Annotated in this window: 20 protein-coding genes; 9 read left to right on the top strand and 11 right to left on the bottom strand. The window is 64.9% G+C overall.

The window, feature by feature from the left end; translation table 11 throughout:
- Positions 1-188: 188 nt before the first annotated feature.
- Positions 189-1,202: a DUF3800 domain-containing protein gene (locus DWA33_RS14585; RefSeq protein WP_114358804.1), complete on the bottom strand. Its 1,014-nt coding sequence runs from the start codon at positions 1,200-1,202 to the stop codon at positions 189-191.
- A 69-nt stretch (positions 1,203-1,271) separates the two neighbouring features.
- On the opposite strand from DWA33_RS14585, the gene DWA33_RS14590 reads away from it, so the two are divergent.
- A complete protein-coding gene (locus tag DWA33_RS14590) occupies positions 1,272-2,024 on the top strand; it encodes a GNAT family N-acetyltransferase (protein WP_244601304.1) in 753 nt (250 codons plus the stop codon).
- A gap of 191 nt (positions 2,025-2,215) precedes the next feature.
- On the opposite strand, the gene DWA33_RS14595 is transcribed toward DWA33_RS14590, so the two are convergent.
- Positions 2,216-3,991 carry a cation:proton antiporter domain-containing protein gene (locus DWA33_RS14595; RefSeq protein ID WP_114358900.1) on the bottom strand — a complete coding sequence of 592 codons (1,776 nt, stop codon included), beginning with the start codon at positions 3,989-3,991 and terminating at the stop codon, positions 2,216-2,218.
- Positions 3,992-4,173: 182 nt separating this feature from the next.
- On the opposite strand from DWA33_RS14595, the gene ybaL reads away from it, so the two are divergent.
- Positions 4,174-5,865 carry a YbaL family putative K(+) efflux transporter gene (gene ybaL / locus DWA33_RS14600; protein WP_114358901.1) on the top strand — a complete coding sequence of 564 codons (1,692 nt, stop codon included), beginning with the start codon at positions 4,174-4,176 and terminating at the stop codon, positions 5,863-5,865.
- A gap of 32 nt (positions 5,866-5,897) precedes the next feature.
- Here ybaL and DWA33_RS14605 read toward each other — a convergent pair whose 3' ends face one another.
- The 6 genes from DWA33_RS14605 to DWA33_RS14630 form a co-directional block, all read right to left on the bottom strand.
- Entirely contained in the window at positions 5,898-7,007 is a 1,110-nt protein-coding gene (locus DWA33_RS14605) for a PepSY-associated TM helix domain-containing protein (protein WP_114358805.1), read from the bottom strand.
- Positions 7,004-7,534, bottom strand: a complete 531-nt coding sequence (locus DWA33_RS14610) for a hypothetical protein (RefSeq protein ID WP_114358806.1) — start codon at positions 7,532-7,534, stop codon at positions 7,004-7,006. The genes DWA33_RS14605 and DWA33_RS14610 overlap by 4 nt, the downstream gene beginning before the upstream one ends.
- Positions 7,535-7,554: 20 nt before the next feature.
- Positions 7,555-9,777: a TonB-dependent siderophore receptor gene (locus DWA33_RS14615; protein WP_244601305.1), complete on the bottom strand. Its 2,223-nt coding sequence runs from the start codon at positions 9,775-9,777 to the stop codon at positions 7,555-7,557.
- Between the two features lie 227 nt (positions 9,778-10,004).
- Positions 10,005-10,844: a helix-turn-helix transcriptional regulator gene (locus DWA33_RS14620; protein ID WP_114358808.1), complete on the bottom strand. Its 840-nt coding sequence runs from the start codon at positions 10,842-10,844 to the stop codon at positions 10,005-10,007.
- Between the two features lie 184 nt (positions 10,845-11,028).
- Positions 11,029-11,361: a YnfA family protein gene (locus tag DWA33_RS14625; RefSeq protein WP_114358902.1), complete on the bottom strand. Its 333-nt coding sequence runs from the start codon at positions 11,359-11,361 to the stop codon at positions 11,029-11,031.
- 123 nt (positions 11,362-11,484) lie between these two features.
- Entirely contained in the window at positions 11,485-12,708 is a 1,224-nt protein-coding gene (locus DWA33_RS14630; RefSeq protein WP_114358809.1) for an NADP-dependent isocitrate dehydrogenase, read from the bottom strand.
- Between the two features lie 390 nt (positions 12,709-13,098).
- Between DWA33_RS14630 and DWA33_RS14635 the strand changes: the two genes are divergently transcribed.
- The 5 genes from DWA33_RS14635 (at position 13,099) to DWA33_RS24925 (ending at position 16,487) form a co-directional block, all read left to right on the top strand.
- The gene (locus DWA33_RS14635; RefSeq protein ID WP_114358810.1) at positions 13,099-14,298 is read left to right on the top strand and encodes a TrmJ/YjtD family RNA methyltransferase; all 1,200 of its coding nucleotides are present in this window, start codon (positions 13,099-13,101) and stop codon (positions 14,296-14,298) included.
- Positions 14,299-14,374: 76 nt separating this feature from the next.
- Positions 14,375-14,776, top strand: coding sequence for a DUF2147 domain-containing protein (locus DWA33_RS14640; protein WP_181902417.1), 402 nt, complete (start codon positions 14,375-14,377; stop codon positions 14,774-14,776).
- On the top strand, positions 14,777-15,310 hold the full coding sequence (locus tag DWA33_RS14645) for a mismatch-specific DNA-glycosylase (RefSeq protein WP_167443217.1): 534 nt from the start codon (positions 14,777-14,779) through the stop codon (positions 15,308-15,310).
- 60 nt (positions 15,311-15,370) lie between these two features.
- The gene (gene greA / locus DWA33_RS14650; protein ID WP_114358905.1) at positions 15,371-15,853 is read left to right on the top strand and encodes a transcription elongation factor GreA; all 483 of its coding nucleotides are present in this window, start codon (positions 15,371-15,373) and stop codon (positions 15,851-15,853) included.
- A gap of 109 nt (positions 15,854-15,962) precedes the next feature.
- Positions 15,963-16,487, top strand: coding sequence for a Rap1a/Tai family immunity protein (locus DWA33_RS24925; RefSeq protein WP_147270249.1), 525 nt, complete (start codon positions 15,963-15,965; stop codon positions 16,485-16,487).
- Positions 16,488-16,660: 173 nt separating this feature from the next.
- Here the strand turns inward: DWA33_RS24925 and DWA33_RS14655 are convergent, their stop codons facing one another.
- The 3 genes from DWA33_RS14655 to DWA33_RS14665 all read right to left on the bottom strand — a co-directional run bounded on the left by DWA33_RS14655 (position 16,661) and on the right by DWA33_RS14665 (position 17,657).
- Positions 16,661-16,861 carry a helix-turn-helix domain-containing protein gene (locus DWA33_RS14655; RefSeq protein ID WP_430707895.1) on the bottom strand — a complete coding sequence of 67 codons (201 nt, stop codon included), beginning with the start codon at positions 16,859-16,861 and terminating at the stop codon, positions 16,661-16,663.
- A 123-nt stretch (positions 16,862-16,984) separates the two neighbouring features.
- Positions 16,985-17,308, bottom strand: coding sequence for a transcriptional regulator (locus DWA33_RS14660; protein WP_114358812.1), 324 nt, complete (start codon positions 17,306-17,308; stop codon positions 16,985-16,987).
- Positions 17,301-17,657, bottom strand: a complete 357-nt coding sequence (locus tag DWA33_RS14665; protein WP_244601306.1) for a type II toxin-antitoxin system RelE/ParE family toxin — start codon at positions 17,655-17,657, stop codon at positions 17,301-17,303. The genes DWA33_RS14660 and DWA33_RS14665 overlap by 8 nt, the downstream gene beginning before the upstream one ends.
- Positions 17,658-18,055: 398 nt before the next feature.
- Between DWA33_RS14665 and DWA33_RS14670 the strand changes: the two genes are divergently transcribed.
- Together DWA33_RS14670 and DWA33_RS14675 are read left to right on the top strand one after the other, a co-directional pair.
- Positions 18,056-18,874: an isocitrate lyase/PEP mutase family protein gene (locus DWA33_RS14670; protein WP_114358814.1), complete on the top strand. Its 819-nt coding sequence runs from the start codon at positions 18,056-18,058 to the stop codon at positions 18,872-18,874.
- 117 nt (positions 18,875-18,991) lie between these two features.
- Positions 18,992-19,342 carry a helix-turn-helix domain-containing protein gene (locus DWA33_RS14675; RefSeq protein ID WP_114358815.1) on the top strand — a complete coding sequence of 117 codons (351 nt, stop codon included), beginning with the start codon at positions 18,992-18,994 and terminating at the stop codon, positions 19,340-19,342.
- Positions 19,343-19,676 lie beyond the last annotated feature (334 nt).

Raw genomic sequence — 19,676 nt, forward strand, 5'->3', positions numbered from 1 at the left:
AGGAAGTGCCTATAGCTATCTGATGATCAGTTCGATGAGGGGCTCGGTGAAAATGAAGTCCTCGAAGGTTTCGCGGCGACGCCACTTTGGGCATTTTCCTCCGAAGTTTCTACGGTCGGAATCGCCAAATGAGGGGGTTGATCGCGTACTGCTTCTTGTGGGCGGCGATGGTCGTCGTTCTCTAACGATCACTGATCTGATGTTCGACTATGAAGGCGAGCCATACGCTGTTTTAGACTGGGTCGGGCATCTAAGTACTGACGACCCTCTTTTGTCGATAAGGCTTGATTCTGCGCTTCTCGTAGAATTCGCAGACTGGGCAGCAGATTATCTTTACCTAGGCCAGATTGAGCGCCCAGAGCTACTGCATCAAAAGCCTCAAGCAGCTTCGTCGAATCGCCGAGCAAGAGTTCACCCGGCGTCTTGATGAGCTCAATTTCTGTCGCCGTCACTCGCTTAGCTAATCCCGTGGCCTCCGTCCGTCGTAAAACCACCTGCGACTTAATCTTTGCGTAGAGCTTTTGCGCATCTTGCTTCTTCATCAATTTCCGTTTCATGATAAATGCGCAGTGGTCGGCAATCTGTAGAAGGAGCGACTCGTCCTTCTTTGCAAAGTGAATCGAGTCGACGATGTGCTTCGATTGAAATGCGGTTGCCGGCAGGTCCAGCCAAGAGCGGTCCGTGTATAGTTTGTGGAGTTCTTTGACCTGTCGTCTAATGTCGGTCGAATCTTCAGCAATGAGAAGCGCTACTTCTTGTGTGTTTTCTTGCATCCATCTTTCAATTCTTAGGATGGTCGCGAAGAATGCCCTTGCGAAGGTCAAGGACCTAATGTCCTTATCGGGCATGTTAGGGGTATTCTTCAGTAATGACTTTCGAAATTCCGTTCTGTTTACATATCCAACAACGATTGGCAGCCCAAAGGACGCAGGAATTTCGGCCAATTCGCCCAGCAGTTTGGTTCTTTTTGTAAGAGGCCACTCATTTCGTGGAAATAAGCCGTTTCCGTGCCAAATGTCCTTTGCGTGGAATACTATTGGGGGGCCGTCATGATGGCGGAAGTATTTCTTTGACATCATTGAGAAGTGATCTTCGAGTCTTCTCCATGTTCGATCTGGGTCTATGATTACCCCGGCAACGACGAGAAATGGCTCCTGAGCCTCGTTTGAAATCCCCGCTTCGTCCAAATAGACCAGTCGCATCGTTGATTTCGCTGGTGATTTTGATGAGGTTGATTGTAGTCGATCATCCCCCGAAGGCAAATGATGACGATGAGTAAGTTGGTGTGGCAGGTCGAACAGGCCTGCCACAACGCGTGGCCGAGCTTGCGCAGCGCGCTGGTCGGCGACTGGCTGCTGCGGTTCGGTGACGGCGTGTCGCGCCGGATCAATTCCGCCAATCCGCTGCATGCAGGCGTCGGCACGATCGCGCCGCAGCTCGAGGCGTTCGATCGTCTCTATCGCGCGCAGGGATTGCCGCTGATCGTGCGGCTGGTGTCGCTGCTGCCGCCACAGGTCGAGCGCGAGCTCGACGCCCGCGGCTTTGCGGCCGAAGGCGAGGCCTGCACGCTGTATCGCGATCTAGCGCCTGAGAGCTTCGCTGCCGCGCCGCCGGATGTCACGATTGCTCCGCGCGCCGATGCCGAATGGCTGGCCGCGATCGCGCGGCTGCAGGCGCAGTCGCCATCGCATGCGTCCGTCTATGCCCGCGTCGTCGATGCCATCGCGCTGCCGACAGGCTTTGTCGCGCTCCGCAGGGACGGCCATATCGTCGCAACCGCGTACGGCGTGCTGCACAGCGATCTGGTGGTGATCGAGTCGGTGGTGGTCGACGAAGCGTTGCGCGGCCAAGGCCTCGGCAAGCGCCTGATGACCGCGCTGCTCGGCTGGGCGTCCGGCCAAGGCGCCACCGGCGCCTGCCTGCAGGTCGTAACCGACAACACCGCCGGCCGCGCGCTCTATGCCGGCCTTGGCTTCGACCAGGAGCTCTACCGCTACCACTTCCGCCGCGCGCCGCCGAAGTAACAGCTTCACCTCGTCATTCCGGGGCGCGAGCGGCAGCTCGCGAACCCGGAATCTCGGTCGTGTCTGGCACCGAGCACAACAACCTCCAGATTCCGGATCGCCGCTGCGCGGCGTCCGGAATGACGGGGAGCGTGCATGTGCGAGGCGTCATTCCGGGCTCGCGCCGCGCGCGTCCCGGAACGACGACGCCGTTAATCCGCCGCCACGCCCTCGCGCACGCGCTTCTTCCGGATGTCGCGCTCCTCGTGGATCAGGGCGATCACCTTGCCGGTCGGCACGCCGAGCGACTGCAGCACGGTCGAGGCGATCTCGAAACTCGCCTCCAGCACTTCGCGGATCACTTCGGTAGCGCCGAGCTTGAACAGCCTCGTGGCATGATCGGCGTCGCGGGCGCGCACGATGATCGGCAGGTCGGCGCGTTCGGCACGGGCGGCGGCGACGACGTGTTCGGCCGCGGCGGCGTCGTGCATCGTCACAACCACCGCCGGGGCGTCACCGAGACCGCATTTGCGCAGGAAGGCGCGCTGCGTGGCATCGCCATAGACGACATTGACGCCGGCCTTTCTCGCCCGTGCCACCGCTTCCGCGTCGACGTCGATGCCGATGAACGGCTTGCCCTGTTTGTTCAAGATGTCGCCGACGATCCGGCCGACCCGGCCGTAGCCGACCAGGATGATGCCCGGGGTATCGCCGGGCGTGGGGTCGGTGTGGCCGGCGGCCACCGCGACCGCGTTGCCGGCGTGGGCGCTGGCCTTGCGGCTGAGCCGCGCCAGATAAGGCGTCATCAACATGGTGCCGGACGACACCAGCAGCATGAACTGCTCGACCTCGCGGGTGACCAGACCGCTCGAACTGGCAAGCCCGAGCACCAGGAAGGCGAATTCGCCGCCGCCGGCGAGCAGCAGGCTGGCTTCGGCGATCACCGGGCGCGACAGGCGGAACACCCAGGTCAGCCCGGCAATCACCGCCGCCTTCAGCACGGTCATGCCGATCACCGAGGTGGCGACCATCATTGGATAGCGCGCGACTTCGGCCAGATCGATCCGCATCCCGACCGAGATGAAGAACAACCCGAGCAGCATCCCCTTGAACGGCTCGATGTCGACCTCGACCTGGCGCCGGAATTCGGTCTCCGCCAGCACCAGGCCGGCCAGGAACGCGCCGAGCGCCATCGACAGTCCTGCGACGTGGGTCACCAGCGAGGTGCCGACCACCACGAACAGGATCGTCGCCATGAACAGTTCGCGGTTGTTGGTCGACGCCACCAGCCGAAACAGTCGCCGCAGCACCAGCCGGCCGAAGCCGACGATCAGCAGGATCGCCGCTGCCGCCTGCACCAGCGCCATCAAAAGGCCGAACCAAACCTGACCGGTCCCGATCGACGCGTCGCCGGCCGCGGCGCCGGCCTTGCCGAACACCACGATCAGGAACAGGATCGGCACCACCGCGAGATCCTGCGCCAGCAGCACCGCGAAGATGCTGCGCCCGGCGACGGTGGCCAGCCGCTTCTGCTCGGCCAAGAGCTGCAGCACGATCGCAGTCGATGACAGCGCCAGACAGGCGCCGATCACCAGGCTGGATTCCACCGTGTTGCCGAATGCGAGGGCGATACCGCTGATCGCCGCGGTGGTCAGCACCACCTGCGACATGCCGAGGCCGAACACCAGCTTTCGCATCGTCCACAGCCGGTCGAACGACAGTTCGAGGCCGATGGTGAACAGCAGGAAGGCGACGCCGAGCTCGGCGAGCCGGTCGACCGCATCCTGCGACGTGATGGTGACGTAGCTCAGCCAGTGCACGTCCGCGCCGATCCGGCCGAGGCTGTGCGGGCCGAGCACCAGCCCGGCAACCAGGAAGCCGAGCACTGGGGAGACGCGAAACCGCGTCATCACCGGAATCAATACGCCTGCGGTCCCGAGAAACACCAGGGCTTCGCGGTACACTCCGACACCGTTTTCGACTGCCATCGTTCTTTCAATCACGTCGGTCGGCAGGACCGCGACGATATGGATCAACCCGCCCAAGGCTGCGGCAATAGATCGCGATTCGATGCCCCGCCCAAGAGTATTCGCGGCCGCTGCGTGCACTGCGGCGATCGGTAGCCCATCTCCGGGTGGAAAGTCGCGGCGTCATGCCGCACAACACCAGGATGGAGCATAACACCCCCCTGATTTCTACCATTGTGGCCGGTTTGGTGCTGGCGTTCGCCTTCGGAGTGGTCGCGCAGCGGCTGAAGATATCGCCGCTGGTCGGTTATCTGCTTGCCGGTGTCGTGATCGGGCCGTTCACCCCGGGCTATGTCGCCGACCAGAGCCTGGCCAATGAATTGGCCGAGATCGGCGTCATCCTGCTGATGTTCGGCGTCGGCCTGCACTTTTCGCTGAAAGATCTGCTGGAAGTCAGGGCGATTGCGATTCCCGGCGCGGTGGTGCAGATCGGCGCCGCCACAGTGCTGGGCGCCGGGCTCGGCCATGCGCTGGGCTGGCCGTTCGGTGCCGGCTTGGTGTTCGGCCTGGCGTTGTCGGTGGCGAGTACGGTGGTGCTGTTGCGCGCACTGCAGGAGCGTCGCCTGGTCGACAGCGAACGCGGCCGGATCGCGGTCGGCTGGCTGATCGTCGAAGACATCGCCATGGTGCTGACGCTGGTGCTGCTGCCGGCGGTCGCCGGCATGCTCAAGGGCGAGGCGAACGGCGCAGACTGGCAGTCGGTGCTGTGGCCGGTGCTTCTCACGCTCGGCAAGGTCGCGGCCTTCATGGCCTTCATGCTGCTGGTCGGCCGCCGCGTGATTCCGTGGATGCTGCACTACGTGGCGCACACCGGGTCGCGCGAGCTGTTCCGCCTGGCGGTGCTGGCGATCTCGCTCGGGGTCGCATTCGGTGCGGCGATCCTGTTCGATGTGTCGTTCGCGCTGGGCGCGTTCTTCGCCGGCATGATTCTGTCGGAATCCGAGTTGAGCCAGCGCGCTGCCAACGAGACCCTGCCGCTGCGCGACGCCTTCGCGGTGTTGTTCTTCGTGTCGGTCGGCATGCTGGTCGACCCGGCGATCGTGGTGCGCGAGCCGCTGCCGCTCCTCGTCACCGTGCTGATCATCGTGTTCGGCAAGTCGATTGCGGCGTTCCTGATCGTGCGGCTGTTCGGCCATCCCAACATGACGGCGCTGACGATCTCCGCATCACTGGCGCAGATCGGCGAATTCTCGTTCATCTTGGCTGGGCTCGGCGTCGCCCTCGGCCTGATGCCGGAGCGTGGCCGCGACCTGGTGCTGGCCGGCGCGATCGTGTCGATCATGCTCAACCCCCTGATGTTCGTTCTGCTCGATCGCTTCAGCGCGCGGGCCGCGGTAGCGGCCGAAGTCGTCAAGCAGGCCGCTGCTGCTGTCGCTGCCGCAGCAGCGCCCGCGCCGCCGCGTGGCCACATCGTGCTGGTCGGCCACGGCCGTGTCGGCTCCAACGTCAGCGCCGCGCTACGCCGCGCCGGCATCGAGGTGGTGGTGATCGAGAACGACGACGAGCAGGCGGTGCGGCTGCAGCGGGAGGGCATCACTGCGATCAACGGCAACGCCGCCGCCCAGGAGATCCTCGACGAGGCCGACGTCGCCCACGCCCGCGGTCTGCTGGTGGCGATTCCCAACGCGTTCGAAGGCGGCCAGATCGTCGCCAAGGCGCGTGCGGCCAATCCCGGCCTGCAGATCATCGCCCGGGCGCATTCGGCCGAGGAGGTTACACATCTGAAAAGCAACGGCGCCACGCTGGTGATCATGGGCGAAGACGAAATCGCCCGGGCGATGATCGCCAGGCTCGGCGTCGGCGATGCCGGTACCACCGCAGGCGCGCCGGCCTGACGAGGCTGCGGCGCTTGCCGTGCAGGCGCTACTCAGCCGCGCCGCCGCCGCCGCGCGATCCACAGCCAGAGCCCGGTGGCATACAGCACCGGAAGCGCAATTCCGCACAGGAACACCGCCACCTGTCCGGCCACACCGAGCCGCAGATCGGCGTGGAGCGGGTTGAGCCAGTCCCGCCGCAACGCCGAGTCGGCGGCGACCGCCTCGACGATCGGCGTGGCACATCCCGTCCGCACATCCATGGTGAGCTCGTTGTGGATGGACGCCGGTGTCCGTGACCTGATCCGATACGCGCCGGCCGGTCCTCGCGGCAGGACGACGCCGACGATGTGGGCGCCCGGCTCGGCCAGCGCCGCGGCTGCCAGCGCCGCGCGAAGGTCGCTGCCTGCCGGACAGATGGTGGCCGGTGTCCGAAGACTCGGCCCGGCCGGCGCAGCAGCCGGCAGTCCCAACCACCGCGGCTTGGTCAGCGCCAGTCCCGTCGTCGCCAGCACCAGCATCGGCGCCAGCAGATAAGCGGCCGACACGCCGTGCCATTCGATCAGGCGGCGCCGTCCGGCGACGGAGGCGCCGATCCACAACGACCGCCACCATTTGCGCTGCCGCGGCCACCACAGATACGCCCCCGACAGCAGCGACAGCGCCAGGCCGATGCCGCACCAGCCGACCACGCTGGCGCCCAAGGGGCCCGGCAGCAGCAACCGACGATGCAGATTCACCACTGCGGCGAACCACGAGCGGTCGAACGCGAACAGCCCGAGCGGTTCGCCGCTCTGCGGATGCACGAACACGACGCCAAGATCGCCCGGCGGCAGACGACCGAATACGATCGCCGCGTCGCCGGGCAGAAATCCCGCGCCCGGCGCGTTGGCCCCGATCACCTTCAGCTCGGGATAGCGCTCGCTCGTTCGCTCGATCCACCGGTCCGCGGTGGCGTCCGGTTGCCCCGCGATGCGCGGCGGCTTGACGATCTCCCGCCCGACCTCGAACGCGACCAGCGGCTCCTTCAAGACCAGCAGCGCGCCGCTCGCGCCGATCAGAGCGAGGCCGGTGCCGGCGATCAGCGCGAGCGAAAGATGCAGTACGCGCAAGATGCGGCGAGCCGACAGCCGCCGCACGGCGTGATCGGGGCGCTTCGTCACTGCGACAGCAGCTTCAACACGCCGTTACGGTAGATCGGCCCCTGCACCTTGCCGCCGGTGAGCACGTTGGTCTGATATTGCTGGCTGACGCCGTCGAGGGCCGTCGACAGTTCGGCACGAAAGCTGGCGAAGCCGGCCGAGTCGATCTGCTTCGGCACCTCGCCCTTCGCGAACAGCCGCTGCTTGGCTTCGTCCGGAGCCTGCGCGCGCACCCCGCCACTCACCATGAGGTCGACGATCAGGCGGTCGCCCCGCCACCGGGCGGAGCCGCTGGCTCCGAGTTCGGCATCGTCGAGCAGCAGCGAGCCGGCGACCAGATAGTCGCCGCTCGGCAGTGCGGTGAAGCCGAGGCGCAAGGTGCCGGTCTCTCCGTCCTCCGATCGCCAGGCCCAGCGATGTTCGCCGCGATAGGTGACGGCGGTTTGCGTCAGGCCGGGCCGGAGCTCGTGCGCTGAAGCGGGGCAGGGCGTCGTCGCCGCCCACGCCGCGACGATCGCGGCTCGGGCCAGATGAGTCATGAAGCGCATCGTCTGGTCTCCTGAACGGTTCACCACCGGTAGCGAAGGCCGGCGATGACCGAGCGGTCGAAGCCAGCGTTGCAGCTCGTGGTCGAGCAGCTCACGTAGTATTGCTTGTTGGTGAGGTTGGTGGCGTTGACGGCGAGCCGCATCCCCTTCAGATCGCGGTGAAGCTGGCCGAGATCGTAGTGAAGTGCGGCGTCGAACAGCACGTAGGAGGGCACGCCGATGGTGTTGGCGGAATCCGCGAAGCTCTCGCCCACATAGCGCATGCCGAAACCTGCGCCGAAGCCGGCCAGCGGGCCGCTCTGGAACGTGTAGTCGCCCCACAACGACGCGGTGTCCGCCGGCAGCCCGGTCGGACGGTTGCCGAGCTCTGCCGCGGTGTTGCTCTTGGTCACGGTGAGATCGGCATGGGTGTAGGAGGCCACGAGATTCAGGCCGGCGATCGGATTGGCGACACCCTGAAGCTCGAATCCGCGTGAACGCACCTCGCCGACCTGAAGGCGGTTGAGCGAATTGTTCGGGTCGGTGGTCTGCACGTTCTCCTGATAGAGATCGAACACCGACATGGTGACGAAGCTGGTTGCCCCGGCCGGCTGGAACTTGACGCCGATCTCCGCCTGCCGCCCGGTGGTCGGCTTGTAGGGTTGGCCGTAGAAGTCGGTCCCGAGCACCGGGCTGAACGAGGTCGAGTAGCCGATGTAAGGCGCGAGGCCGACGTCGCTGAGATAGACCAGCCCGGCCCGATAGGTGAACGCCTTGTCGTCCTGCGTCGCGGTCGAGCCCTTCAGGCGGTTGTCCGTGGCGGTGTTCGACCAGTCCTGCCGGCCGCCGAGGCTCAGCACCCAACGTCCATCGAACTTGATCTGCTGCTGTCCGTAGATTCCGACCTGGTCGGAGGTCTGCCACGTCGAGGCCATCGGCGCGGTTGCGGCGCCGATCGGCTGGTCGTAGACCGGATTGAAGATGTCGATCGACGGAGCGCGGCCGCTGTTGAGGTAGTAATCCTCGGTCGAACGGCGATAGTCGACACCGGCGAGCGACACGAACTGCGTCGAGCCCATCCACCAGTCGGCCTGGATCTGGTTGTCCGACGCGTAGGTGTCGCCGACGATGCGGAATTGGTACAGCGCGCGATTGAGCGTCCGCTGGTCGGCGGCAAGACTCATGCCCGACGCGGTGTTGGTCAAAAGGTCGACGTGGCCGTAGCGGAAATTCGAGCGCATCGTGAAGGTGTCGTCGAGGTGACGTTCGAACAGATAGCCGGCCGAGTATTGCGTGCGATCGTTGTCGAGGCCGGGCTGGTCGAGGAACTGGTTGCGCGGCAATTGCCCGTTCTTGTTCGGAAGCAGCGTGCCCTGGATCGGAATGTACGGGCGCGGCGGACCGAACTTCTCGTGGCTGTAGTCGGTCAGGATGGTCAGCGTGGTGTCGATATCCGGCCGCCAGGTGAACGCCGGTGCGATGAACAGCTTGTCGTCCGGGATCGCCTTGAACTGCGTATTGCTGTCGCGCGCCAGTCCGGTCAGCCGGTACAGAAACTGGCCGTCCTTGTCGATCGGTCCGCTGAGATCGAACTGTCCCTGCAGCCGGTCGAAGCTGCCGCCTTGAAGCATTACTTCGTGAAACGGCGTATCGAGCGGCCGCTTGGTGACGAGGTTGGCCAGCCCGCCCGGCGCGTTCTGGCCATACAGCACCGAGCTCGGCCCGCGCAGCACTTCGACCCGCTCGAGGCCGTAAGGCTCGGTCTTCGGCCAGGCTTGGGCGGTGGTGCCGCGCAGGCCGTCGCGTAGGATTCCCGTGCTGCTGGCATCGAAGCCGCGAATGCTGAAATTGTCGAAACGCTGCGAGATCGCCGGCGTGGTTACGACGACGCCGGCCGAGTAGCGCAGCGCGTCGGTGACCGACTGCACGTTCTGCGCGTCCATCTGCTGGCGGTTGATCACCGAGACCGACTGCGGCGTTTCGATCAGCGGCGTATCGGTCTTGGTTCCCGTCGTGCTGGTCCGCGCGACGAAGCCGGGGCCGTCCGCGTCGCGTGCGGTGCTTGGGCGTGACGTCTGGCGGGGAGGCGTTGCGGGCGCGACGGTCGCGGCCGGTCGTGCGGCGGTCCGCTTCGGCTTGCTCCGCTTCGGAGCGCTGACGACCACCGGAGGCAGTGCGCTCGCCGCCGGGGAGGAGGGCGCCGGTGCTACGGCCTGAGCCCGCGCGTCGTCAGTCGCCGCACCGATCAGGAGCAATGCACTCATCGGCAGCGTTGCGGCCAATCTGCGGCCTCGCCGCAATGCCGGCTGTCGTGTGTCGATTAGTTCGGCAGAACGCGGGGGTGTCGTCATCGTGATATTCCTCCAGGACGCGGCACAGAAGCGCGACTGCGAGGAATGCGGCAAGCCGCCGGACTTTTGATATCCGAACGAATTCTTACGATTACAAACGTTCTACGATCGCGGCGCGGCCGAACGGTCGCAGAGCGGAATTACAGCAGGTCGCGCGGCGAAATCCCGAAGCGCTTTCGGAACACCGCCGAGAAGTACGCGGGCGTGTAGCCGACGCGATGCGCTGCCTCCGAGACGTTGGTGGCGCCGCTCGACAGCAGCCGGTACGCTTCGTTCAAGCGGGCATCCTGCAGGAAGTCGTTCACGGTGGTTCCGAACGCCGCCTGGAAACCGTCCGTCAGCTTGCGGGTATTGAGGCCCACCGCCGCCGCCAGGGCGGGCAGATTCGGAGGGGATCCGAGCCTTTCCAGCAGAATGGCGCGCGCCTTCTTCAACCGCTCGATGTCGCCGAGCGACGGCCGCAGCGTCTCGACGCTGGATCTGGTCTCGACCGCGTCGCAGGCCAAAGCCAGGATCTCGAGCGCCTTCGCCGACAGAAACAGTTCTCGCGCCGCGCCGACGAACGGGCACACTTCGAGCTGCGTGCACAGCGCCTGCAGCGCGCGCGGCGCGGCGATGTGCTGCAGGCTCGGGCGATCGGTCGCAAGCTGCGATGCGAACGGATCGTTGCGGCCGCCGCCCGCTCCGCTCGGTTCGAATGCCGCCTTGACCATCACGTAGTGCAACGGCTCGTCGGCCATCACCATCTGACGGCCGGAGGCGTCGGCCGGCGATCGGATCAGGCACACCGTGGGGCCGGCGATGCTGACTTCGCCGCCGCAGCCGTCGATTCGCGCCCGCATAGCGCCGCGCAGGACCACGACCACCTTGGTGCCGTGATGCAGCTGTTCGTCGACCCAGTCGCCGTCCGGCTGCTGCAGCACGCCGCTGGCCAGATCGAGCTGCGAGATCGCGCCGGTCCACCTGTGCTCCAATGTCATGCTTCGGCCGTTGAACTCCGCTGGTGACGAGGAGGAACACTATGACACCGAAGCAGGGGGCCGGCACCGGGGCAAGATGGTGCGGATTTCGAGAAAAGCTCGAAGGTAGCCGAGCGGACTTGGCGCTGATGGGGTGCTGCACCCGGCGCCGGCGGCACCGTTCGCGTCACGGTCGCGGATCGGCCTACGCCGGCAGCGAGCGCGGTCCGAACAGGATCACACTCATGCCAACCAGGCAGATCGCAGCGCCGATCACGTCCCACAGGTCGGGGCGGTTGCCTTCCATCGCCCAACCCCAGGCCAGCGCGCTGGTGATGTAGATGCCGCCATAGGCCGCGTAGGCGCGGCCGGCCAGCGGACTGTCGGCCAGCGTCAGCAAGTAAGCGAACAGCGCCAATGCGAGCATGCCGGGGATCAGCCACAGCGGTGACTTGTCCAGCCGCAGCCACGCCCAGAACGCGAAGCACCCGGCGATCTCCATCAGCGCAGCGGCGCAGAAGGTCAGCAGTGAAGTCATCAGCGTGGCCTGGCTTTTGTATGTCTGCGAGATTGATGCGGCAAACTTCAAACCGATCGTCGCAGCAAAGAAAAAGGCGCAGGAAGCGATCCCGCGCCTTTCGTTTTGAGTCGCTGCGCCTGATCAGGCGGCCTTGGTATCCATCGCCTTGTGCAGGTTCTGCGCGACCTTGTCGAGGAAGCCCTCGGTCGACAGCCAGCGCTGATCGGCGCCGACCAGGAGCGCGAGGTCCTTGGTCATGAAGCCGGCTTCGACGGTCTGCACGCAGACCTTCTCCAGCGTGTCGGCGAAGCGGGCGAGTTCTTCGTTGCTGTCCAGCTTGGCGCGATGCGCGAGGCCGCGGGTCCAGGCGAAGATCGAGGCGATCGAGTTGGTCGACGTCGCCTTGCCCTTTTGGTGTTCGCGATAGTGCCGGGTGACGGTGCCGTGCGCGGCTTCGGCTTCCACCGTCTTGCCGTCCGGCGTCATCAGCACCGAAGTCATCAGGCCGAGCGAGCCGTAGCCCTGCGCCACGGTGTCGGACTGGACATCGCCGTCGTAGTTCTTACAGGCCCAGACGTAGCCGCCCGACCACTTCAGCGCCGACGCGACCATGTCGTCGATCAGGCGATGCTCGTAGGTCAGGCCCTTGGCGTCGTACTCGGCCTTGAACTCGTTGTCGAAGATCTCCTGGAAGATGTCTTTGAAGCGGCCGTCGTACACCTTCATGATGGTGTTCTTGGTCGACAGGTAGACCGGATAGTTGCGGATCAGGCCGTAGTTCAGCGAGGCGCGGGCGAAGTCCTTGATCGATTCGTCGAGGTTGTACATCGACATCGCGACGCCGGCGCCGGGCGCCTTGAACACTTCGCGCTCGATCACCGAGCCGTCTTCGCCGACGAACTTCATCGTCAGCGTGCCCGGGCCGGGGAATTTGATGTCGGTCGCGCGATACTGATCGCCGTAGGCGTGACGGCCGATCACGATCGGCTTGGTCCAGCCCGGCACCAGCCGCGGCACGTTGTTGCAGATGATCGGCTCGCGGAAGATCACGCCGCCGAGGATGTTGCGGATGGTGCCGTTCGGCGACTTCCACATGCTCTTGAGGCCGAATTCCTTCACTCGCGCTTCGTCCGGAGTGATGGTGGCGCACTTCACGCCGACGCCGACCTGCTTGATCGCATTCGCCGCATCGATGGTGACCTGGTCGTCGGTCGCGTCGCGGTGTTCCATCCCCAGGTCGAAATACATCAGTTCCACGTCGAGGAACGGCGTGATCAGCTTGTCCTTGATCATCTGCCATATGATGCGGGTCATTTCATCGCCGTCGAGTTCGACGACTGGGTTGGTCACCTTGATTTTCGCCATGCGGGATCGGGCCTTCTTGTGATTCTGCGCTTAAAGGGGCGGGAATTGGACTAAAGCCGCGCCCGCTATAGCACCGCGCCGGACGGGCCGAAAGGCGATTGCGGAAGCAATTTGGACGGATTCGCAGCGCGTTCGCGCATGGCTCGGGACCACCGGGGCCCCGGGCACCACTGCGGCCGGTGGCGGGGTGGGCGCCCGCTGCGTCAAGCGTACTTCACACCGGTTCAAACCGGCCGGCAAATCCACTATTTGCTTGAGAAATCGCCGCCGCCTTGGCAACGGAAGGGCGCGGCGGCCGCCGGCGTCCGGCCCGCCCGCCGCGGCTTTCCCCATTTCCTCCGGCGCGGCCTCGGATCACTCCGAGGCCGCCCGTTTTGAAAGATCATGCCCATGTCCGGTTCCGGCACCGTCCGATCCAAGCCCCCGGCCGCGCTCGACGGCCCGGTGGTGATTCTGGTCGAGCCCCAATTGGGCGAGAACATCGGAATGTGCGCGCGCGCGATGGGCAATTTCGGGCTGACCCGGCTGCGGCTGGTGAAGCCGCGCGACGGCTGGCCGAACATCGCCGCCCAGCGCTCGGCCGCCGGCGCCGACCACATCCTGAACGCGGTCGAGCTTTTCGACAGCGTCGCCGAGGCGGTGAAGGACTGTACGCTGTTGTTCGCCACCACCGCGCGTGCCCACGACCAGGCCAAGCCGGTGCGCGGGCCGGAAGCCGCTGCGCAAGAGATCGTCGCCGAGACCGCCTCCGGCGGTACCACCGGTATCCTGTTCGGCCGCGAGCGCCATGGGCTGGAGAACGACGAGGTCGCGCTCGCCAACCGCATCGTCACCTTCCCGGTCAACCCGGCGTTCGCCTCGCTGAACCTGGCCCAGGCGGTGCTGCTGATGGGCTACGAGTGGTTCAAGCACGCTACCCACAACGCGCTGCCCTACGAGATGCCGGAGCGCTCCCCGCGCGCCTCGCAGCATCAGATCGACGCGTTCTTTTCCAATCTGGTCGCCGAGCTCGACCGCGTCGAATTCCTCCGCCCGCCGGAGAAGCGCGACACCATGCTGGTGAACCTGCGCAACATCTTCACCCGGATGGAGCCGAGCAAGCAGGACATGCACACGCTGCACGGCGTGGTGATGGCGATCGCCGACGGCCGCAAGGGCCCGGCCAAGGGCGGCGTGCTCGACGGCGAGCAGGCGACGCGGCTGCGCGCGCTGCTCGCCGAACGCGCGGCCGGCGGCGCGGAGGCCGAGGGCGGCTCGCTGCGCGGGCTGGCGCGGCTGCTGCGCCGCAATCCCACCGACGCCGAGCGGCTGTTGTGGGAGAAGCTGCGCACCGACCGCCGCTTTGCCGGTAACTTCAAGCGCCAGACCCCGGTCGGCCGTCACATCCCGGATTTCGTGTCCTTCACCCGCCGCGTCGCGATCGAACTGATCCATCCGGGAGAGGGCGAGATGGTCGCGAACGACCGCGCCGCGCGTAAAGAGTGGCTGGCAGAGCGCGACTATCGGGTGGTGTGGATCGAGGCGGCCGAGATCACCGCCGACATCGCCGCGGTGCTGGCGCGGCTGGAGACGGCGCTGGCGCGCGCCTGATTGACTTCACGCCCCGGCTGAGATTCGCTTCGTGCCAAGCGGCGGCTCGCCGCATTGCAAGGAAGCGGGAGGGGACATGACCACGACACTGACAATGCGCCGCGCGGGATGGCTCACCGGCCTCGGCCTGCTGGCCGCGATCGCAGCGACTGCAGGCGCGCGGGCCGACGACGTCGCCGGCACCTGGCTGCGCGATACCGGCGCCTCCAAGGTCAAGTTCGCGCCGTGCGGCGGCGCGGTCTGCGGCACGCTGGTGTGGATCAAGCCGGGCGTCGAGACTCCCGCCAAGGTCGGCCAGAAGGTGTTCTTCGACATGAAGCCCACCGGGCCGAACGCCTGGGCCGGCAGCGCCTTCAATCCCGAGGACGGCAAGACCTACACCGGCAAGATGAATCTCTCCGGCGGCACGCTGACCACCCAGGGCTGCGCGATGGGCGGCCTGATCTGCAAATCTTCGACCTGGACGCGGGCGAACTGAGTGGAGGCGCGCCAGCAAGGTCTGGAGAGCTTGCCCAAGGTCATCTTGCCTGATGTTCTGCAGCGCGGGCTCAGAGTGGTGTTCTGCGGCACCGCCGCCGGCCGTGCGTCGGAGAAAGCGCAAAGCTATTATGCGCACGGCCGGAACAAGTTCTGGAGCGTCCTCAGCGAGACGGGCCTCACGGATCGAAAGCTGGCGCCGCACGAGTTTCGCGAGGTGACGACATACGGCATCGGCCTGACGGACCTGTGCAAGGATGTGGCCGGAAGCGATCATGAGGTCCGGCCGCGGCCGGAACATCGGGTGGTTCTCAGACATAAGATCGAAGAGAACCGTCCCGACTTTCTCGCCTTCACCAGTCTGGAAGCTGCGAAGCGGTTCCTCGGCCGCAGGGTCGGCCTCGGGCGGTATGAGGAGTGCATCGGAACGACATCGATCTATGTGCTGCCATCGACCTCGCCGATGGCGGATTGGAATTGGATGTCGAACAAGATCCACTGGTGGGAGTTTGCCGAATTGGTCCGCCCCTCTTGATTGAGGAGCGCTGTGTCGTTGCGCCAGGTCACCCTCCGGCGACCGTCAATGGAGTTCAACTTGAGCGTCGCTTTCACCAAGGAAGACAGTGCCGAGACCGCCTCGGAGACCGTGCTGCCGGATCGTCCGATCTCGCCGCATCCGAACCTCGTCACCACAGCGGGCTTGGCGGCGCTGGAGGCGCAGTTAGCCGAGGCGCGCGCCGCGCTCGAAGCTGCTGGTGCGATCGAGGACGTCAACGAACGCCGCCGCGCCGAAGCCATCCCGCTGCGCGACGCCCGTTACTACGCAGCTCGGGTGCGTAGCGCACAGGTGATGCCCGATCCGCCCTCGGCCGACGAGATCGCGTTCGGCTCCACCGTCACCTTCCGCCGCGCCGACGGCCGCGTCCAAACCTACCGCATCGTCGGCGAAGACGAAGCCGATCCGAAGCAGGGCACGATTTCATTCGTGTCACCGGTCGCACGGCTGCTGATGGGCAAGAGCGTCGGCGACGTTGTGGGGAAGGGGGCGCAGGAGTTGGAGATCCTTAGCGTCGGATAGCGGAGGCCGAGCATATTTCTATGGTGTCAAAATAGCCGATTAGCGTAAAAATGCGCTCGAATATCTGCGCATTGGGGAAGGCTCTGTAGCGCACTAGGTTGCCGTCCACATGCTTCTTGTGATTGCGCTGTTTGAATGCGTGCGTCGCTTCGGCGTTGCTTCTGCCTTTATAGCTTACGTTTCAGGCGCAGATCGTTATGAGAGAAATAATATGAGAGACCAAGATTCACTCTCGCGTTCCTCTATGGCCTGCGCTTTCGCCTTGCTAGTATTGCTTAGCGTTCCGTCCGCAGCACGTGCTGACATTACAGGTAATCTTCTGTTTTCGGCTTGTACTGCCGACAAGACGTTTGTCAAAGGGTATGTGACTGGTTTCGCTGCTCGCGCACTTGTTGACGCCGGAACGGTGGCTTACAGCATGTCGGAAGTCACAATACGTGAAGAGCGGGCAGCGAAGAAGCTTGCTGCGATAATAGTAGGAATGATGGAGTACTGTATGCCGAACAACGTTACTATCGTTCAGGCTACCGATGTTCTTTGCGTCTTTTTGAACGATCACCCTGGTGTGCGTCATAAGACAGCTGCTCTGTTAACTTCGGAGGCATTCAGTCGGGCGTGGCCTTGCAAAAAGTGACGCTCGGAGCCCATCGGGCACAATAGTGAAGCAAATTGCCGTTTGAGGGAGGGCTGATGACTGCTTTCATCCGTCTCAGCGAGCGTAGCCCGGGTGAGCGCAGCGATACCCGGGACGTTTGGTATCTCCTGCATATCGCTTCGCTCATGCAGGCTACCGTCCGCAATTATTTGTCACGCCGCTGGCTTCACCACGCGCCATTCCACTGTCGGCCGCGCCGCCGTCGCCAGCAGCATCAGGGCGTCGAGGCTGAATTTGTCGATCCGTCCGCGGAGCAGATCATTCATCCGCGGCAGCGTCACGCCGAGGCGTTTGGCTGCTTCGGCTTGCGCGAGCTTCCAATCGTCGACTACTTCGCGGATCGCGATGATCAGTGCCGATCGACGCCTTCATGTTGGCGGCGTCTGCAGGAAAATCTTCCAACGCATCCCAGACGCTATCGAACCTTTGTTCGCTCATGGGCGTTGTCTCCGCATCAGCGGTTCGACGCAGTCGGCTCAAGCCCGCCGTGCCTTGCTCACCTTCAGCTCCAACCCCGCGCGATCCTGCAGATAGCCGATCACGCTGAACAGGTTCTTCGCCTGCGGGTTGCCGCTGGGGCCGAACATCCGGATCAGGCTTTTGGGCGGCAGATCAGTCGCGGCGCCGAGTTGTTCGAAGCCGACGGTGGCCTTGATGTAGTCGCGCAGGACGGCTTTTCCGGTCTCGATATCGCCCTTGAGCATCACCTCGATCGCTTCGCGCAACAGGGCGTCGGCGAATGCCGGGTCCTTCGCGACGCGGTTCTGCACCAACTCTTTGAAGCTCTTCGTATTAGCCATTGCTCAGTCCTGACCGCCGCTTCTTGTTCTGCTTGTAGTCGCGCCAATACACGGTGGCTCGCGCGATATCGCTGCGTTGTCGCTTCTTGGTGCCACCGCAAAGCAGAATGACCAACGTATCGCCGTCACGCCCGAAATAGATCCGATAGCCCGGCCCGAAATCGATCTTGGTTTCGAGGACGCCTTCGCCGACCGACTTGACGTTGGAGAGGTTGCCGAGGGACAGCCGCGCCACGGCGGTCGTCACCTTGGCGGCTGCCATGACGTCGAGCCCGTCGAGCCAATCCGCGAATGGGCTTTCCCGATCCGCCGAATAGTAGCGAATGTCCAGCATAACCAAGGGTAACATATATGTTACCTTCGGTCCAGTACGCCCTCTATTCGATTGCGATTGGGGATGGTCTGTAGGGCCGCCTCTTCGGTCTGCTGTCCGGAGCAGCGGGCGTGCTTGGCGGTGTCCCGCCGTTAACGTTCTTTGCCTTCGCTGCCTTCGTCCAGCGCTGACGCAGGTCCATCCCTGGTGTGGTGGCGCTGGCCTCTGCGCGACATGCAGGGCGCCGCTTCCCGCCCGGCCCGATTCGCTGTGATTCGTCGCCGCTTTGTTCCGGCTGCGTTCGGAACGTTAAGGTGTGCGGTGGCGGCTGTCGCAGGGTGGGACACTTCGGCTGTCATCGGCGGCTTCGACGCCGCGGTCGGCCCCGTGCTAGCGTCCCGCCAACAACAGCCACCATCACAGGGAGATCGCCGATGATCAGCACCGCCGCCAAGCGCGCCACGTTTCGCAAGCTGCACGAGACCGGCTGTTTCGTGCTGCCGAATCCGTGGGATGTCGGCTCGGCGCGGGCGCTGGCGTCGCTCGGGTTTCAGGCGCTGGCCTCGACCAGTGCCGGCTTTGCGTGGTCGGCGGGACGTGCGGACAATCAGGTGAGCTGCGACGACGTGCTGGCGCATCTGACCACGCTATGCGCGGCGGTCGATCTGCCGGTCAATGCCGATTTCGAGAACGGCTTTGCCGATAGCCCGGAGGGCGTTGCCGCCAATGTGACACGCGCGATTGCCACCGGCATCGCCGGACTGTCGATCGAGAACACCACCTCCGATCCGGCGCAGCCGTTCTACGACGATGTGCTCGCCGCCGAGCGGATCAAGGCGGCCCGGGTGGCGATCGACGCGTCGGCTGAGGACGTCGTGCTGGTGGCGCGCTGCGAGGGTTTCTTCAAGGGCGAGCGCGATCTCAAAAAGACCACCGCGCGGCTGGTGGCGTTCGCCGAGGCCGGCGCCGATTGCCTGTACGCGCCGGGCATCACTACCGAGGCCGAGATCACCACGCTGGTGAAGGCGGTGGCGCCGAAGCCCCTCAACGTGCTGATCGCGCAGCCGAGCATGACGGTGCCGATGCTCGCCGACCTCGGCGTCCGCCGCATCAGCGTCGGCGGCTCGCTGGCGCGCTGCGGCTGGGCCGGCTTCCTTGGCGCCGCGCGCGAGATCGCCGAGCAGGGCACGTTCACGGCGTTCGCCGGGGCGACCAAGGGCGCAGAGCTGAACGGGTTGTTTGCGGGGAAGTAATGGCTGCGATCGGCAACCGATCCATATAGCATGGCTGCCGACCCCGACTGCGTGCGGTGAAGGTCAATTCATGGCTCGGCGGCTCAGGACTGCTCAACATCACGATGAAGGTTGGTCATGGCGAGGAAGAGCATCGGCAGGAGCGCGGCAGCCGAGATCACCCGCGGCAGCGGCAATGTGTTTGCGGACCTGGGCATGGCCGACGCGGAGGAGAGGCAGACCAAGCTCAGGCTCGCCTACGCTTTGAACGTGGTGATCGATCGCGCTCGCCTGAGCCAAGCCGCCGCTGCCGCGCGGCTCGGGATCAACCAGCCCAAGGTTTCGGCCCTGCGCAACTACAAACTGGAAGGCTTTTCGGTCGAGCGGCTGATGACGTTGCTCAACGCGCTCGATCAGGACGTCGAGATCGTCATCCGCAAAAAGCCGCGCTCGCGCGCGGCGGCGCGGATCAGCGTAGTGGCGGCGTGAACGGGGGGCGCAATAGCGAAGTATATTGTGTCCCCGGGGTGAACTGAAGGGCGGATGATTGAGCTGCCATTCGCCACGCTGACTACGCGAGTCTTCGATTGCTACCGTCTGCTCGGTCGCGATCAAGACATCCTGCTCGCCTCACCGAACAGGTTCACGGAGCCGGAGATCTCTTCCGGGCCAGGTCTTCTCGCCGCCGGGCCGGGTGCAGGCACGACGGGCGCTGTGACTCGCGGCACCCCCACCCCGACCGGCTTCGCTGCGCTTCGCCGATCGACCCTCCCCGCAAGGGGGAGGGTGATGCTGTGGCGACTGCGAGTTTTCACCGGCGAAT

The organism is Rhodopseudomonas pentothenatexigens (assembly GCF_900218015.1).
Classification (GTDB): Bacteria; Pseudomonadota; Alphaproteobacteria; order Rhizobiales; family Xanthobacteraceae; genus Rhodopseudomonas; species Rhodopseudomonas pentothenatexigens.